This window comes from Orbus hercynius, assembly GCF_003634275.1.
Taxonomy (GTDB): domain Bacteria; phylum Pseudomonadota; class Gammaproteobacteria; order Enterobacterales; family Orbaceae; genus Orbus; species Orbus hercynius.
In genome coordinates this window covers 187,146-201,612 of sequence record NZ_RBWY01000004.1, presented here as the reverse complement: position 1 = coordinate 201,612, position 14,467 = coordinate 187,146, and the positions used below count along the sequence as shown (strand labels likewise).

General features: G+C 40.5%; 15 protein-coding genes and 1 riboswitch. Of the genes, 9 read left to right on the top strand and 6 right to left on the bottom strand.

The genetic code is table 11. The features are described from left to right. Nucleotides 1–10: 10 nt before the first annotated feature. Both aroK and gutQ read right to left on the bottom strand, forming a co-directional pair. Entirely contained in the window at nucleotides 11–532 is a 522-nt protein-coding gene (gene aroK / locus DES39_RS09870; protein ID WP_121145649.1) for a shikimate kinase AroK, read from the bottom strand. 259 nt (nucleotides 533–791) lie between these two features. Then, nucleotides 792–1,778, bottom strand: a complete 987-nt coding sequence (gene gutQ / locus DES39_RS09865) for an arabinose-5-phosphate isomerase GutQ (protein WP_121145647.1) — start codon at nucleotides 1,776–1,778, stop codon at nucleotides 792–794. Nucleotides 1,779–1,994: 216 nt separating this feature from the next. Continuing rightward, nucleotides 1,995–2,097: riboswitch (TPP riboswitch) on the top strand. 45 nt (nucleotides 2,098–2,142) lie between these two features. Between gutQ and thiM the strand changes: the two genes are divergently transcribed. From thiM to thiD, 3 genes are read left to right on the top strand one after another with little or no spacing between them, the layout of a single operon-like run. After that, nucleotides 2,143–2,937, top strand: a complete 795-nt coding sequence (gene thiM, locus DES39_RS09860; RefSeq protein ID WP_121145645.1) for a hydroxyethylthiazole kinase — start codon at nucleotides 2,143–2,145, stop codon at nucleotides 2,935–2,937. 1 nt (nucleotide 2,938) lies between these two features. Beyond that, nucleotides 2,939–3,598, top strand: a complete 660-nt coding sequence (gene thiE, locus DES39_RS09855) for a thiamine phosphate synthase (protein WP_121145644.1) — start codon at nucleotides 2,939–2,941, stop codon at nucleotides 3,596–3,598. Then, nucleotides 3,592–4,386 (top strand): bifunctional hydroxymethylpyrimidine kinase/phosphomethylpyrimidine kinase, encoded by a 795-nt coding sequence (thiD, locus tag DES39_RS09850; RefSeq protein WP_121145642.1) that lies wholly within the window; start codon nucleotides 3,592–3,594, stop codon nucleotides 4,384–4,386. The genes thiE and thiD overlap by 7 nt, the downstream gene beginning before the upstream one ends. Nucleotides 4,387–4,428: 42 nt before the next feature. Here the strand turns inward: thiD and DES39_RS09845 are convergent, their stop codons facing one another. The 4 genes from DES39_RS09845 to DES39_RS09830 form a co-directional block, all read right to left on the bottom strand. Continuing rightward, complete coding sequence (locus DES39_RS09845) at nucleotides 4,429–5,100, bottom strand: methionine ABC transporter permease (RefSeq protein WP_121145640.1); 672 nt, start codon at nucleotides 5,098–5,100, stop codon at nucleotides 4,429–4,431. Continuing rightward, nucleotides 5,100–6,116, bottom strand: a complete 1,017-nt coding sequence (locus DES39_RS09840; RefSeq protein ID WP_121145638.1) for a methionine ABC transporter ATP-binding protein — start codon at nucleotides 6,114–6,116, stop codon at nucleotides 5,100–5,102. Before DES39_RS09840 ends, DES39_RS09845 begins: the two co-directional genes overlap by 1 nt. A gap of 98 nt (nucleotides 6,117–6,214) precedes the next feature. Next, nucleotides 6,215–7,033 (bottom strand): MetQ/NlpA family ABC transporter substrate-binding protein, encoded by an 819-nt coding sequence (locus DES39_RS09835; RefSeq protein WP_211324687.1) that lies wholly within the window; start codon nucleotides 7,031–7,033, stop codon nucleotides 6,215–6,217. Then, complete coding sequence (locus tag DES39_RS09830; RefSeq protein WP_121145634.1) at nucleotides 7,018–8,193, bottom strand: pyridoxal phosphate-dependent aminotransferase; 1,176 nt, start codon at nucleotides 8,191–8,193, stop codon at nucleotides 7,018–7,020. Before DES39_RS09830 ends, DES39_RS09835 begins: the two co-directional genes overlap by 16 nt. A gap of 165 nt (nucleotides 8,194–8,358) precedes the next feature. Here DES39_RS09830 and ubiD point away from each other — a divergent pair, with 165 nt between their 5' ends. The 6 genes from ubiD (at nucleotide 8,359) to rplL (ending at nucleotide 14,335) form a co-directional block, all read left to right on the top strand. Next, a complete protein-coding gene (ubiD, locus tag DES39_RS09825) occupies nucleotides 8,359–9,822 on the top strand; it encodes a 4-hydroxy-3-polyprenylbenzoate decarboxylase (RefSeq protein ID WP_121145631.1) in 1,464 nt (487 codons plus the stop codon). A gap of 496 nt (nucleotides 9,823–10,318) precedes the next feature. Beyond that, nucleotides 10,319–11,791, top strand: coding sequence for a hypothetical protein (locus tag DES39_RS09820; RefSeq protein ID WP_121145629.1), 1,473 nt, complete (start codon nucleotides 10,319–10,321; stop codon nucleotides 11,789–11,791). 203 nt (nucleotides 11,792–11,994) lie between these two features. Further along, the gene (gene rplK / locus DES39_RS09815; protein ID WP_121145627.1) at nucleotides 11,995–12,423 is read left to right on the top strand and encodes a 50S ribosomal protein L11; all 429 of its coding nucleotides are present in this window, start codon (nucleotides 11,995–11,997) and stop codon (nucleotides 12,421–12,423) included. A gap of 3 nt (nucleotides 12,424–12,426) precedes the next feature. Beyond that, entirely contained in the window at nucleotides 12,427–13,128 is a 702-nt protein-coding gene (gene rplA / locus DES39_RS09810) for a 50S ribosomal protein L1 (RefSeq protein ID WP_121145625.1), read from the top strand. Nucleotides 13,129–13,399: 271 nt separating this feature from the next. Next, complete coding sequence (gene rplJ, locus DES39_RS09805) at nucleotides 13,400–13,900, top strand: 50S ribosomal protein L10 (protein WP_121145623.1); 501 nt, start codon at nucleotides 13,400–13,402, stop codon at nucleotides 13,898–13,900. 66 nt (nucleotides 13,901–13,966) lie between these two features. After that, nucleotides 13,967–14,335, top strand: coding sequence for a 50S ribosomal protein L7/L12 (rplL, locus tag DES39_RS09800; RefSeq protein WP_121145621.1), 369 nt, complete (start codon nucleotides 13,967–13,969; stop codon nucleotides 14,333–14,335). Nucleotides 14,336–14,467 lie beyond the last annotated feature (132 nt).

Sequence of the window (14,467 nt, the reverse complement as noted above, 5' to 3'; positions counted from 1 at the left end):
GTGATTACTTTTATATTTGCTCTATTTTCTCAATAATGTAGCTTGCTACACCTTTAGCACTTTGTTCATCTGTCTTTATGGTGATATCCGCGATTTCTTCGTAGAGCGGAACGCGCTCCCCAGCTAGCTCTTCATAAAGCTCTCTTGGTGTATTACTACCTTGAAGTAACGGACGACGTTTGTCCTTTTGGGTGCGAGCCATTTGTTTTTCGATAGTTGTTTCAAGATAAACCACAATACCACGAGCCGATAAACGATTTCGTGTTTCTTTTGATAAAATTGAGCCACCACCAGTTGCAAGTACAACACCTTGCTTTTCTGTGAGCTCATTAATGACTTTCTCTTCTCGAGAACGGAAACCATCTTCGCCTTCTAGGTCAAAAATCCAAGCGATATCCGCACCGGTTCGTTTCTCAATTTCTTGATCTGAATCAAAGAAATCCATACCAAGTTGTTGTGCGATCTGTCTACCAATTGTGCTTTTACCTGCACCCATTGGGCCAATTAAAAAGATATTACGCTTCTCTGCCATTGTAATTTCATCATCTGTATTAGTTAAAAAATATACAATTCACGCCTAAAAATAGCTTAGGTAAACTGTAATAGTTAGTCATACTCTCCGTCTAACGACAAAAATTTAGGGCGACAATTATCGCAGGAGATAGCCCCACTTTGCAATAGGTATTTTGTGATTATTCATTTTCAATTATTAATCATATCAGCTTTCTTCAATAGATTATATCAATAATCATCTAATATATTACAATCATATTCATGTTGAGTTTCAATTATTAAGTATTGAGTGAGATGCCCGCTTGATGTAAATCATGAATATTGAGTGCACCGACTAATCGACCATTAACATCAACAACGGGCGCTGCGGTAATATTGTGATCATTGAACGATTTTAGTGCTTCAATGGCTTTCCATCCATCAGGTAAGCGATAACCTGGTTTACTCATGACTTGATGGATTGGGTCATGCAATGTGCCCTCTTTTAATAGCAATCTGCGCAGATCGCCATCAGTAAATACGCCGGCAATATGCTGTTGTTCATCACACACAGCAACTAAACCAAGTCCTGTTCTACTCAGTTCAAGCATTGCATCCAATACTGTTGCTCTATGCCCAACACTTGGCACTTGTTCACCTGTGCGCATGACATCTTTAACGTGATTAAGCAGTTTGGCGCCTAGACTCCCTGCTGGATGAGAACGGGCAAAATCTTCTTCTTTAAATCCTTTGGCGCGCATAATTGAAATTGCTAGCACATCCCCCATTAATAAGGTGTTAGTTGAACTCGATGTTGGTGCAAGCCCCATTGGGCAAGCTTCTTTTTCGATACTGATATCTAAAATCGCATCCGCCGCTTTTGCTAATGGTGAGGATAAACTCCCCGTAATGGCAATAATCGCAATATTCATCTCTTTTAAAATGGGTAAAATAAGGCTGAATTCTTTGGCTCTGCCTGAATAGGATATTAACACGACAATATCGTTTTCGCTCACCATACCCAGATCTCCGTGCAGTGCTTCTGAGGGGTGCATAAAAAATGACGGTGTTCCCGTGCTGGCAAAGGACGCCGCAATTTTTTTACCAATATGACCGGATTTACCAATACCCGAGACGACCACTTTGCCTTTAGTGGATAAGATTAATTCACACGCTTTAATAAAATCGTCGCCAAGGCGGGCTGGGAGTTTTTGTGCCTCTTGAAGTTCAAGTTCAAGTACCTCGCGCCCATATTGCAGCAGTTTATTGCGGTTTGTTATATCCATTTGTCAGCCTTACGATAAATGATGGGTATGTATTAAGCAACAGTACGTGTATCAGTCTATCTGTCTGATACAGCTCAAGTAGTTTATCAAGTAATCAATTAAAAATGTAGAAAATATTTTTTTGCTTGTAAAGTTGGAGAACAATTTTTTACATTCTGTAAAACATTCGGTGTTGATTGCTTATTTGACACAAATTATCCATAATAGTTGCGATATTATTTTGACTCGGGGTGTCGCGCGGCTTTAAGCGTTGGCTGAGAATTTACCCGTTGAACCTGAACTGGCTCATACCAGCGTAGGAAAGTCTACCACCTTAATCGTGATCATACTTCCTTGCGCTATTGTAATTAAAAGAGGAATAAGTATGTGTACGAATCAACTTGAAGCAGCATTTGCTTCGTCTTATCTTCAAAAACTCAATAGAGACAAACCATTAATTCATTGTATGACCAATGATGTGGTGCAAAACTTTACGGCCAATATTTTACTGGCCATTGGCGCAATACCTGCGATGGTTATCGCAAAGGAAGAAACCGCGGATTTTGTTCACATCGCCGATAGTGTACTGATTAATCTTGGCACGATAACGCAGTGGTCATCAAAGAGTATGCTTATTGCCGCACAAGCCGCAATGGTAACGCAAACACCTTGGGTGCTTGATCCGGTTGCCGTTGGTAATGCGTTAACTTTTCGCTCAAATATTGCCAAACAATTATTACGGTTTAAACCCGCTGTTATTCGTTGCAATGCATCAGAAATATTAGCATTAGCTGATAAAACATCAATAGGGAAGGGCCCGGATAGTCAAGATAGTACCGATGCTGCTCTTAATGTTGCAAAAACGATTGCGTTGCAATATCAAACCGTTGTCGCCATGACTGGCAAAACCGACTATATCACCGATGGGTACACAACTTATGTCATTGATGGCGGCGATATTGCGCTAACGAAAGTAACCGGAGTCGGCTGCGCTTTATCTGCTGTGGTTGCGGCAATGATCGGTTGCAATACTAATCATTTACTTGCGGCGGCCTCTAGCTGCTTGATGATGAAAAAGGCAGGTGAGCTGGCTGATAAACATCACGGACTTGGCACATTTGCGATTTCGTTATTAGACCAACTCTCTTTGATGAATGCAGCACGATTATTGGAGCAATAGCATGGCAAAAACATTAGATTTATCACTGTATTTGGTGCTTGATCCGGTTTTATGCCATGGCATTGATGGCATGGTGAAAACAGTTCAAATAGTGGTTGCAAATGGTGTAACGGTTGTTCAGCTGCGAGCGGAAAATCAATTTCATCATCGGCAATGGTATCAAGCCGCATTGGCATTAAAAGCGGCTTTAAGTCATACCCCCGTGCCACTTATTATTAACGATTATGTTGATGTGGCATTAGCGGCTGATGCTGATGGCGTGCATATTGGGCAAGCTGATCTGCCGGCCCAGGTTGTGCGTCAGCTAATTGGCGCAGATAAATGGCTTGGGTTGTCCATTTCAAATCAGCAACAATTAGATGAGGTGCCTTGGTCGGTGATTGACTACCTTGGTATTGGACCTATTTTTCCCACCACATCGAAGAAAAATGCTGCCCCAGCGTTGGGAATTGAGCAATTAGCTAAGCTCATGACACAGCGACAATGCCCGGCGGTGGCGATTGGCGGAATTAACGAAACGAATATTGAAGGTGTGATACAAACCGGTATTAACGGCGTTGCTGTCGTGTCGGCAATTTGTGGACAGGTTAATATACAACAAGCGACGGCGCAGTTGGTAAAGCAAATTGGTCAGGTGAAAAATAAGGGGATGACATTGTGACGATTGCATTAACTATTGCTGGATCTGATTCTAGCGGCGGCGCTGGCATTCAAGCTGATTTAAAGACCTTTTCTGCGTTAGGTGTATATGGGATGTCGATTGTTACCGCATTAACGGCACAAAATACGCTAGGTGTTGATGATGTGCTACCTATTTCGGCTGATTTTGTCAAACAACAATTTTATTCGATTATTAACGATAGCCAGCTCGATAGTTTAAAAATCGGTATGTTGATGAATGAAGAGATTGTCATTGCGGTGAGCCAACTATTACTTGAGCACCCGATGCCGTATATTGTCTTAGATACCGTGATGATTGCTAAAGGTGGGCACCGACTATTGCAATTAGAGGCGATTAAGGCGATTAAGCAACAGCTTTTACCGTTGGCGACGATCATTACGCCAAATTTATTGGAGGCGGCGGCTTTATTGAGTGATAGTCAAGCTATTGATGAGCGTGATATGCGGCGGCAGGGACGAGAATTATTGCAATTAGGCTGTAAAGCGGTGTTGATGAAAGGGGGGCATCTAGCCGGATCACAGAGTGTTGATTATCTGATTATGCCAGAGGGCGAAATTCGATTGGCTGCGCCAAGAATCGTAACTAATAATACACATGGTACTGGCTGTACATTATCAGCCGCGATTGCAGCGTTATTGCCACAAACATCGCTAGTCGAGGCGGTTGAACAAGCGAAACATTACTTGCTTGGCGCGATTGAGCATGCCGATACGCTCAAGATTGGTCAAGGTATTGGGCCTACGCACCATTTTTATCAATGGTGGTAAGCTTGGCGGTGCCGGAGTTTGGACTCTTCGGCACTTTATTTACTATTTATGACGTTTATCTAATCGATTAGCCAGCATATCACCTAAAAATTGTAATAACTGCACGACAATAATTAAGATCACAATGCAGGCGACCAGTACTTCCGTATAATAGCGCTGATAACCGTAACGAATCGCCAAATCGCCAATGCCGCCTCCGCCGACAATACCTGCCATAGCGCTATAGCCAATAAGGGATATCACAGTTACGGTCGCATGACGAATAAGTTGCGGAAAAGCTTCAGGAAACAAAATACCCACGATAATGCGCCAATAGGCCGCACCGCTAGAGATGGCTGCCTCAATGACACCGTTGTCGACCTGGCTAAAGGCGTTTTCTGCCAAGCGACCATAAAATGCAATCGCTGCAACAGCGAGAGGGAAAATAACGGCTTTCGGTCCAATTGATGTGCCGACTAAATAAACACCTGCAGGAAGAACTGCCACCATCAAAATTAAGAATGGAATTGAACGTGTAGCGTTAATAATAAACCCCGATATTTGATTAACCAGTTGATTGCTAAAAAAGAGCCGATTAGAGGTAAGATAAAGAAATAGTCCAATTAATGTGCCAAAAATAATGGCAGCAAGTAGCGACCAACTGACCATAATGAAGGTTTCTTGAGCCGCAGTCCATAATAATTGGCCAAACTCGCTATAGGTTAATTTGCCCATTATTTTACCTCCTCAACAATAACATGATAGCTTTTCAAAAGATGAATTAGGCTGCTGATATCGTCGTTGGCACCAATAAGTTCAACCACGAGATTACCGAGTGCTTGATCGTTAAAATATTCAATAAAGCCATGTAGGATATTAAACGAGACATTGGTTTGTTTTGCTGATTGAAATAGTACTGGCTCGGTTGCATTTTCATTGATATATCGTAAGCGAACCAGTTTCCCCTTAGCATTCTTTTTAACTTTACTCGGTAAAGCAGTATTCTCATCAATATTTAAGAAAGACTGAGTAAAGGCTTGCTGTGGTGAGGCAAATAAGTCAAAGGTATTGTTGAGTTCGACGATTTCACCTTGTGACATAACAGCAACGCGATTACAAATTTTCTTGATGACATCAATCTCATGGGTGATGAGGACAATCGTTAATTTGAACTCTCGATTAAGTTGCTTTAATAAGTCTAATATCGAGGTTGTGGTTTGTGGGTCAAGCGCACTGGTTGCTTCATCACACAGTAGAATCTTCGCATCATTTGCCAGCGCTCTGGCAATGCCCACTCGTTGTTTTTGCCCGCCACTTAATTCAGCTGGATAGGCATTTGCCTTATCGGTTAAGCTAACGAGTTTAAGTAGCTCTTTTACCCGCTGCTCGACAGCAAGACCGCGTTTACCTGCTGCTTTTAAAACAAAGGCAATATTGTCGTAAACGGTTTTGGAGGACGCGAGATTAAAATTTTGGAAAATCATGCCGACATCAAAACGAAATTGCTGCAGATCTTTGCCTTTTAGTGACGCAATGTTGGTGCCATTGACGTAAATCTGCCCCTGTGTGGGGGAGGCAAGTCGATTGAGCGTTCTAACCAACGTTGATTTGCCGGCCCCACTTGAGCCGATAATACCAAAAATATCCCCTTGATACACATTGAAGGAGGCATTTTTAACGGCGTTAACAATGCGGTCCTTTACTTTGAAAGCGACCGATACGTTGCTGACTTGAATAAGCGGTTTATTCATAATTACTCTTTTGCTGATTAATGAAAACGATAATAATTTGCGCTAACTACTGCCTGATTAGGCGGTATTGCTTATGTCGCAGTAGTTAGGCAATAAAATTAATATAATTGATAGTTGGGTTTTTGAAAGGTATAAAACATCCCATTTTTATCATTAATGACTTGGTTAAACTGCTCAGAGCTGACCACGTCGATAATGTCTTTACCCAGTGTATCAACTGAGCTGGTTCTAATTGCAATGACATTTTTATGATCTTTATCTAATACTTCGCTGTAGAGCGCCTTAGATAAATCTAAGCCCGCGCCAATCGCGTAATTACCATTCACTACCGCTAGTGTTGCGCTATCAAGTGAGCGAGGTGTTTGCGGGGCTTCGATTGGCACAATCATTAGTTCATGAGGATTGTCAATAATATCTTTAGGGCTGAGCTCTGCGGGATTAGCAGATGGATTAAGTGTAATTAAACCAGCTGCTTGTAAAATTCGCAGTGCCCTTGCTTCATTGGTCACATCATTTGCAATTGTGACTTGGTCGCCTGCTTTAAGCTGTGAAAAGTTAGTAATCTTATTAGAAAAGATGCCGGCGCCAGCGGTCGGCACAAAAGCAACGGCGGTGATATCCAAATTATGTGCTTGTTTAAAGTTATTCAAATAACTCAGATGCTGGAATAAATTAATATCAATATCTTTATTTGCTAAAGCAATATTGGGCTGCACGTAATCACTAAATTCGCGGATTTCGATTTTATAACCCTTTTGCTCTAAGCCCGGCGCGATAGCTTGTTTAAACATATCACCATATGGACCGGCAGCAACGCCGACGACTAATTTTTTCTCATCTTTACTGTTATCACAGCCAGTTAGCGTAAAGACCGCTAATAGTATGGCCAGACTGGCACTGATTATTTTGTTGAACATGATAATTTTTCCTTTAATTTTGATAAGCGTGTTAATGCGGCAAGTAGGGTTTCGTGTTTTTTAGCGAAATGAAAGCGAATATAACGATATTCAGGTTCTTTAAAAAATGCTGAACCGGGTACTGCAGCTACGCCAACTGCCTTGATAAGCCATTCGCAAAATTCGAAATCGGTGGTAAATGGGTTGAATGACGAAATATCAACCAAGACATAATAAGCGCCTTGTGGCGGATAATAAGAGAGTCCGATTTGGTCAAGTCCATCCAAAAACAGTTTACGTTTTTCTGTGTATGTTTGTGTTAATTGTTGGTAATACTCATCGGCAAAAGCAAGCCCGGCACAAGCTGCTTTTTGTAATGGCGCGGCGGCACCAACGGTTAAAAAGTCATGAATCATTTTGCAGCCATCAATAATTGCTTTATCAGCAATAATATGGCCTAAGCGCCAACCGGTAACGGAATAGGTTTTTGATAATGAGCTACAGGTGATAGTGCGTTCTTTCATGCCAGGAAAGCTAGCTAAGTAAAAATGCTGATGCGGCTCATAAACCAAATGTTCATAAACTTCATCGGTAATAACATAAGCGTCAAATTCGATAGCCAGTTCGCTAATATAAGATAACTCTTCATGGGTAAAAACTTTACCGCATGGATTACTTGGATTACATAGAATAAGCGCTTTAGCACCTTGTTCAAAAGCATGGCGTAATTGTTGTTTATCAAACTCAAAAGAAGGCGGAATTAAAGGCACGTAAATTGGCTGTGCATCGGATAAAATAGCGTCCGCACCATAGTTTTCATAAAAGGGCGAGAAGATAATCACTTTATCTTTAGGATTACACACCGTCATCACTGCACACATCATTGCCTCTGTGCTGCCACATGTGACCAACACATTTTCATTAGAATTGATTGGGATGTTCATCCGTTTTTGCTGTTTTTGGGCAAGCAACTGACGAAACTCGGCTGAGCCCCAGGTGACCTCATATTGGTGTGGGCCGGTATCGGCAGTTTGTTTTAAGGCGGCAATAAGTTGCGCTGGCGGGTCAAAATCAGGAAAGCCCTGCGATAAATTAATCGCGTCAAATTGATTGGCAATTCGTGTCATACGGCGAATGACAGAATCTGAAAAAGAGTTAAGTCTATTAGCTAGCTGCTTCATAAGTAAAAGATTTTTTTAGCGTATCATGCTAGACATTATAATATAACTCTGTGAAAAAACGGTTACACAATCTATTTATATCTGCTTATAGTTTTTATTTATAAGTTGATGTTAATTGTGAGATAACTTAAAGTAATAATAGGTAATGTTTATTTGAGATAGCACGTGAAATATACTGATTTAAGAGACTTTATTGAGCAACTTGAGCGGCAAGGAGAGCTTAAACGCATTCGCTATCCGGTTGATCCTCATTTAGAAATGACGGAGATTGCGGATCGTGTTTTGCGCCGTGAGGGACCCGCATTATTATTTGAAAATCCTATTGGTTATGCGATGCCGGTTTTGTGTAATTTATTTGGTACACCTAAACGTGTTGCGATGGGCATGGGGCAAACGGATGTATCTGCATTACGTGAGGTTGGCCATTTGCTTGCATTTTTGCGCGAACCAGAACCGCCAAAAGGGATTCGTGGTTTTTTTGCTGAATTACCAAAATATAAACAAGTGTTAAATATGCCCGTTAAGCAGCGTTCATCGGCGCCGTGTCAAGATATCGTATTAAACGATGATGACGTCGATTTAATGCAAGTTCCGATTATGCACTGCTGGCCAGATGATGTTGCCCCGCTCATAACGTGGGGATTAACGATAACCAAAGGCCCTTATAAAGAGCGGCAAAATATTGGCGTGTACCGTTTACAACGTCTATCTAAGAATAAACTCATTATGCGCTGGTTATCACATCGCGGTGGCGCGATTGATTTTCAAGAGTGGCAAAAAGAGCACCCAGGAGAAAAATTTCCAGTGGTGGTGGTATTGGGCGCCGATCCTGCGACGATTTTAGGTGCGGTGACGCCGGTGCCTGATACGTTGTCTGAATATGCATTCTCGGGATTATTACGCGGCTCTAGGACGGAAGTTGTTAAAGCATTATCATGTGATCTTGATGTGCCAGCTAGTGCTGAAATCGTGCTGGAAGGCTATATTGAACCAAGCGAAATGGCACCAGAAGGTCCTTATGGTGATCATACTGGCTACTATAATGAAGTGGAACATTTCCCGGTGTTTACCGTGACGCATTTAACGCGCCGTAAAGATGCTATCTATCATTCAACCTATACCGGACGTCCGCCCGATGAGCCTTCGGTATTAGGGCTGGCACTTAATGAAGTCTTTATACCTATTTTGCAAAAGCAGTTCCCTGAAATTGTTGATTTTTATTTACCGCCGGAAGGGTGTTCATACCGAATTGCGATTGTCACGATTAAAAAACGCTATGCCGGACATGCTAAGCGCGTGATGATGGGAGTCTGGTCCTATCTAAGACAATTTATGTATACCAAATTTGTTATTGTGTGTGATGATGACATTAATGCGCGCGATTGGAAAGATGTCATGTGGGCGATTTCAACGCGTATGGATCCGCAGCGAGATATGACTTTTGTTGAGCGCACGCCAATTGATTATCTGGATTTTGCCTCGCCAATATCCGGACTTGGTTCAAAAGTCGGTTTAGATGCCACCTCTAAATGGCCGGGGGAAACTCAGCGTGAATGGGGACGGATTATTGAAAAAGATCCTGAAGTTGTTGCCCATATCGATGCAATTTGGAATGAACTCGGGATTTAATACTGGTGTTAATTATACGTTATTTAATATAGTAATATTTTATGATGTTAGATATGTTCGGCATTTTTGTTTCTTAATGGTTTTTATGAATTAAAAATGCCTGTTATTGTGCCTAATGTTCGCACTTTGGTTATGCAAATGACATGAGGTTATAGCGCGTAAGATTTTTAACTTATATCTTTATATTTTTACTCTTCTTTTTAATCAATTTTCATAAAAAAACTCAATTTTAATCTTTTTGCTGGTTTTCTCTAAATAAAAATTAGTTAATTAAATATCAATGGCTTGGTTCCTTATTTTGCATTAACAGAAAATTCAAAATTGATAACAAAAACCAATAATCTATAGAGATGATTGGAAAGGTCGATCAAACAGCTTTTTATGATTTGTTTTGACTATCAATCAAACTTGACCGATCGTTATTATCGATATTATAATGTCCCTCGATGTGATAAAAATAATCTTTGTAGCACGGAAATAAGGAAATAAGGAACATATGAAAAACGCTGCCATTTGTCGTCGCCATTTTGTGTCGTCCGTATCTTATAAAGTAGAATTTTCTCAGTTAATCCCGTTTCTACTGTTTTTTGTAATAGGTATATTAATTATTCAACCATTTAACGCCAGAGCGTCCTTATCTGTAGCAACAGCGGCCAATATACAAGGTAATGCTCCCAACATTTTTGATGAAGTCGCTCAAAAAATTTTAGATACAATCACCTTTAATATTGTATCTGAAATTGGTCAGTCATATGAGCTAATCCCTGGTATTGATAACACGCTTTATGTCTCTTATTCAACAACACCAAGTGCATTTTTTGCGACAGTTGATCTCTCGGTATTAGGCGCCAATGATATTGAGGATGATGATGGCGATTATCTGGCCAAAGATAATCCTTTTGCGGTAAAACAGGTCATTTATGAATGGGAAGATGCAAATGGCAATGTCATTTCAGCTGATTCAACGGATTGGTTAGGCGGTAATATTTGCCAATCTACCTATAAAGGTGATTCGGTTGTTACGACGATATTTATTATACAAGTCCGTACTGAATATGGATTACCATCTTCAGCAGAAAAAGTATTATCTAAAAGTTTTAAGGTTAATGCTAAAGACGGCATTTGTTACTTACAACCTGGCGTGTTGGCTTTGAATATTCCAAACGGTTGGCCTGAAGGGGGGAATAATGCCTCTGCAGGCAGTGATTGGGTGAATCGTGACGATGCTTATAATACTGAACAATTTACCCGAAGTAAGGGGTTTAATGCTTGGGCAACTAATGCCAATGGGCAAAGCTTTCCAACCACGGCATTTCCGGATGCTCGATTCCGTATTATTCCGTTTGGCACTATATCAAATTACACTTATAGTATTATTAGCAACCCCAATTCCGCGGTGGCTAATGATGCGCGTGCATCCAATGCCAGTTCAAAAGCGGAGTTTAAATTCAGTGATATTGTTCCCGAAAAAAATGCAGATTATGTTTTTTTGGTAGTGAATAACACGACAGGGGCACGCTCTTATTACCGTTTTTCTCTCAATACTTGGGTCTATGTTGTCTCGAAACTAGGACAATGGATCACGCTTGATAATGCAAAAACGTTGTGCGCTAATAATGGTGATCGTTTACCGAGCCGCAAGGAGCTGAGTAACTCATATTATACCTTTGTTGAATTTGCGGATTCTTTAAGTCATGGAAATTGGTATTTAAAAAATAATGGTTATAGTCGAGCTATTGGCGAAGGGGTGATGGCGGAGTGGGGGAAAATATTTTATTATGCGCCAGGTGACGGTAATGCCAGAGATATGATGGCAGATGTGAAGAATTTGCGTAGATTGTTTAATTATGATTTCTATTTTACCAATGAACCTTCTCTGACTAAAGGTATGAATTATAGTGTTGGTACTGCTGAAGGTAATGTTATAGTCGAATTTGATAGTGCATATGCCATGTGCGCTAAATATTAACAATTTCTATGTAGTTGTTGATGTTATGGTCGTTATTTTATTATATAATAGTCAAATCTAAACGCCGATGAGCGGCTGCATTTAAAATAATTATTGCTATTTTTTGATATTTGTTGCAAAATGCTGCCCTCATTTTAACTTAGGGGAGCTGTCTGTTATCGGTTTAACAGAGGCGTATGTACCCGAGATAAGGAAACATTAAGATGGCAAAGAAAGTCCAAGCTTACATCAAGTTGCAAGTTGCAGCTGGTGCAGCAAATCCTAGTCCACCAGTTGGTCCAGCACTTGGTCAACATGGTGTGAATATCATGGAATTTTGTAAAGCGTTTAACGCAAGAACAGAAGGTATGGAAAAAGGGTTACCAACTCCGGTTGTAATTACCGTTTATTCTGACCGTTCATTCACTTTCATCACCAAAACGCCTCCTGCAGCTGTATTATTGAAAAAAGCAGCTAAAATCAAGTCTGGTTCAGGCGAACCAAACAAGAAAAAAGTAGGTAAAATTACGAGCGCTCAGATTCGCGAAATCGCCGAATTAAAAGCCGCTGATATGAATGGTGCAACTATTGAGTCAATGATGAGTTCTATTGAAGGAACTGCGCGCTCAATGGGTCTGGAAGTGGAGGGTTAATCAATGGCTAAACTATCTAAAAAAGCTAAACTTATCCGCGAAAAAGTTAATGCTACTAAACAATACGAAATTAATGAAGCAATTACACTATTAAAAGAATTAGCAACTGCTAAATTCGTTGAAAGTGTTGATGTTGCCGTTAATCTAGGTATTGATGCGCGTAAATCCGATCAAAACGTACGTGGTGCAATTGTTCTTCCAAATGGTACTGGACGTAGTGTCCGAGTTGCTGTGTTCACTCAGGGTGCAAACGCTGAAGCAGCTAAAGCAGCAGGTGCTGAATTAGTTGGCATGGAAGATCTTGCAGAACAAATCAAAAAAGGTGAAATGAATTTTGATGTTGTTATTGCCTCTCCAGATGCAATGCGTATCGTTGGTCAATTAGGTCAAATCCTTGGACCACGTGGTTTAATGCCAAACCCGAAAGTGGGTACTGTAACCCCGAACGTTGCTGAAGCGGTTAAAAATGCTAAAGCAGGTCAAGTCCGTTACCGTAACGATAAAAATGGTATTATTCATACTACCATCGGTAAAGTTGACTTTGATGGCGACAAATTGAAAGAAAACTTAGAGGCGCTACTTGTTGCATTGAAACGTGCAAAACCAGCATCATCTAAGGGTGTTTTTGTTAAAAAAGTTAGCCTGTCTACTACAATGGGAGCAGGTGTTGCAATTGATCAAACTAGTTTGAGTGCAACAGTTTAATTTTTTGACTTTAGATTAAGTAAAAAGAATCGGTTGGTGTCTGGCCTTATTCCAGACCCCGTCCAAGACCGTAGGTGTGATGTGTATTTTATTGATATCATTGCTTAATTTTCCTACGTAGACGGTGACAGAACCTGACAGTTATTTTAATTAGATAAATATAGTTGAATTAACAGGATTTCTGCTCACCGTAAATGTGCTAATTATTAATATTAATAATTAGTTATAGTGAGTCTAGGTGAAAGCCTAGTTTAATTCAGGAGCAAAACTAATGGCATTAAATCTTCAAGATAAACAAGCGATTGTTACTGAAGTTAACGAAGTTGCCAAAGGTGCGCTTTCTGCAGTTGTTGCGGATTCTCGTGGCGTTACTGTAGAAAAAATGACTGCATTACGTAAATCAGCGCGCGAAGCTGGCGTTTATGTTCGTGTTGTTCGTAACACGCTATTACGTCGCGTTGTTGAAGGTACTCCTTATGAGTGCTTGAAAGATACGTTTGTTGGTCCAACTCTTATTGCATTTTCTAACGAGCACCCAGGTGCAGCAGCGCGAATTTTTAAAGCGTTTGCAAAAGAAAATGATAAATTTGAGATTAAAGCAGCAGCCTTTGAAGGTGAGTTAATTACAGCGGCAAATATTGATCGCTTAGCAACATTACCAACTTATGAAGAAGCATTAGCTCGCTTGATGTCGACCATGAAAGAAGCCGCGGCTGGCAAATTGGCTCGTACACTTGCAGCGGTTCGCGATCAAAAACAAGAAGCAGCTTAATTCTGACTTGTATTTATTGGCGAATTTTTACTAATTTAAAAAATTATTTATTTAGGAAACTATATTATGTCTATCACTAAAGAACAAATTTTAGATGCAGTTGCTGAAATGTCTGTAATGGACGTTGTTGAACTAGTATCAATGATGGAAGAAAAATTTGGTGTGTCAGCGGCAGCAGCAGTAGCTGTGGCAGCAGCTGGTCCAGCTGAAGCCGTTGAAGAAAAAACTGAATTTGACGTTGTATTAAAAGACGTTGGTGCTAATAAAGTAGCTGTTATCAAAGCCGTTCGTGGTGCAACTGGTTTAGGCTTAAAAGAAGCTAAAGATCTTGTTGAATCAGCTCCAGCAACAGTTAAAGAAGCAGCAAGTAAAGCTGATGCAGATGCTCTTAAGAAAGCGCTTGAAGAGTCTGGTGCTGTGGTCGAACTTAAGTAAGTTTGATTTATTATGTGCAGCCTGAAAAGGCTGATGGCTGGAGGTTTTATACCTCCAGCCTTTTTGCGTCTGTATAGATGCGAAAAAGATGTTATCTGTAATTATAAATGAAATAGTCTATAATTAAAAACC

Excerpts from the sequence above, each read along its gene's own strand:
- rplK (WP_121145627.1), top strand. The coding sequence starts at position 11,995 with ATGGCAAAGAAAGTCCAAGCTTACATCAAGTTGCAAGTTGCAGCTGGT.
- DES39_RS09835 (WP_211324687.1), bottom strand. The coding sequence starts at position 7,033 with ATGTTCAACAAAATAATCAGTGCCAGTCTGGCCATACTATTAGCGGTC.
- rplJ (WP_121145623.1), top strand. The coding sequence starts at position 13,400 with ATGGCATTAAATCTTCAAGATAAACAAGCGATTGTTACTGAAGTTAAC.
- DES39_RS09840 (WP_121145638.1), bottom strand. The coding sequence starts at position 6,116 with ATGAATAAACCGCTTATTCAAGTCAGCAACGTATCGGTCGCTTTCAAA.
- rplL (WP_121145621.1), top strand. The coding sequence starts at position 13,967 with ATGTCTATCACTAAAGAACAAATTTTAGATGCAGTTGCTGAAATGTCT.
- DES39_RS09830 (WP_121145634.1), bottom strand. The coding sequence starts at position 8,193 with ATGAAGCAGCTAGCTAATAGACTTAACTCTTTTTCAGATTCTGTCATT.
- DES39_RS09845 (WP_121145640.1), bottom strand. The coding sequence starts at position 5,100 with ATGGGCAAATTAACCTATAGCGAGTTTGGCCAATTATTATGGACTGCG.
- rplA (WP_121145625.1), top strand. The coding sequence starts at position 12,427 with ATGGCTAAACTATCTAAAAAAGCTAAACTTATCCGCGAAAAAGTTAAT.
- DES39_RS09820 (WP_121145629.1), top strand. The coding sequence starts at position 10,319 with ATGAAAAACGCTGCCATTTGTCGTCGCCATTTTGTGTCGTCCGTATCT.
- gutQ (WP_121145647.1), bottom strand. The coding sequence starts at position 1,778 with ATGGATATAACAAACCGCAATAAACTGCTGCAATATGGGCGCGAGGTA.
- thiM (WP_121145645.1), top strand. The coding sequence starts at position 2,143 with ATGTGTACGAATCAACTTGAAGCAGCATTTGCTTCGTCTTATCTTCAA.
- thiE (WP_121145644.1), top strand. The coding sequence starts at position 2,939 with ATGGCAAAAACATTAGATTTATCACTGTATTTGGTGCTTGATCCGGTT.
- aroK (WP_121145649.1), bottom strand. The coding sequence starts at position 532 with ATGGCAGAGAAGCGTAATATCTTTTTAATTGGCCCAATGGGTGCAGGT.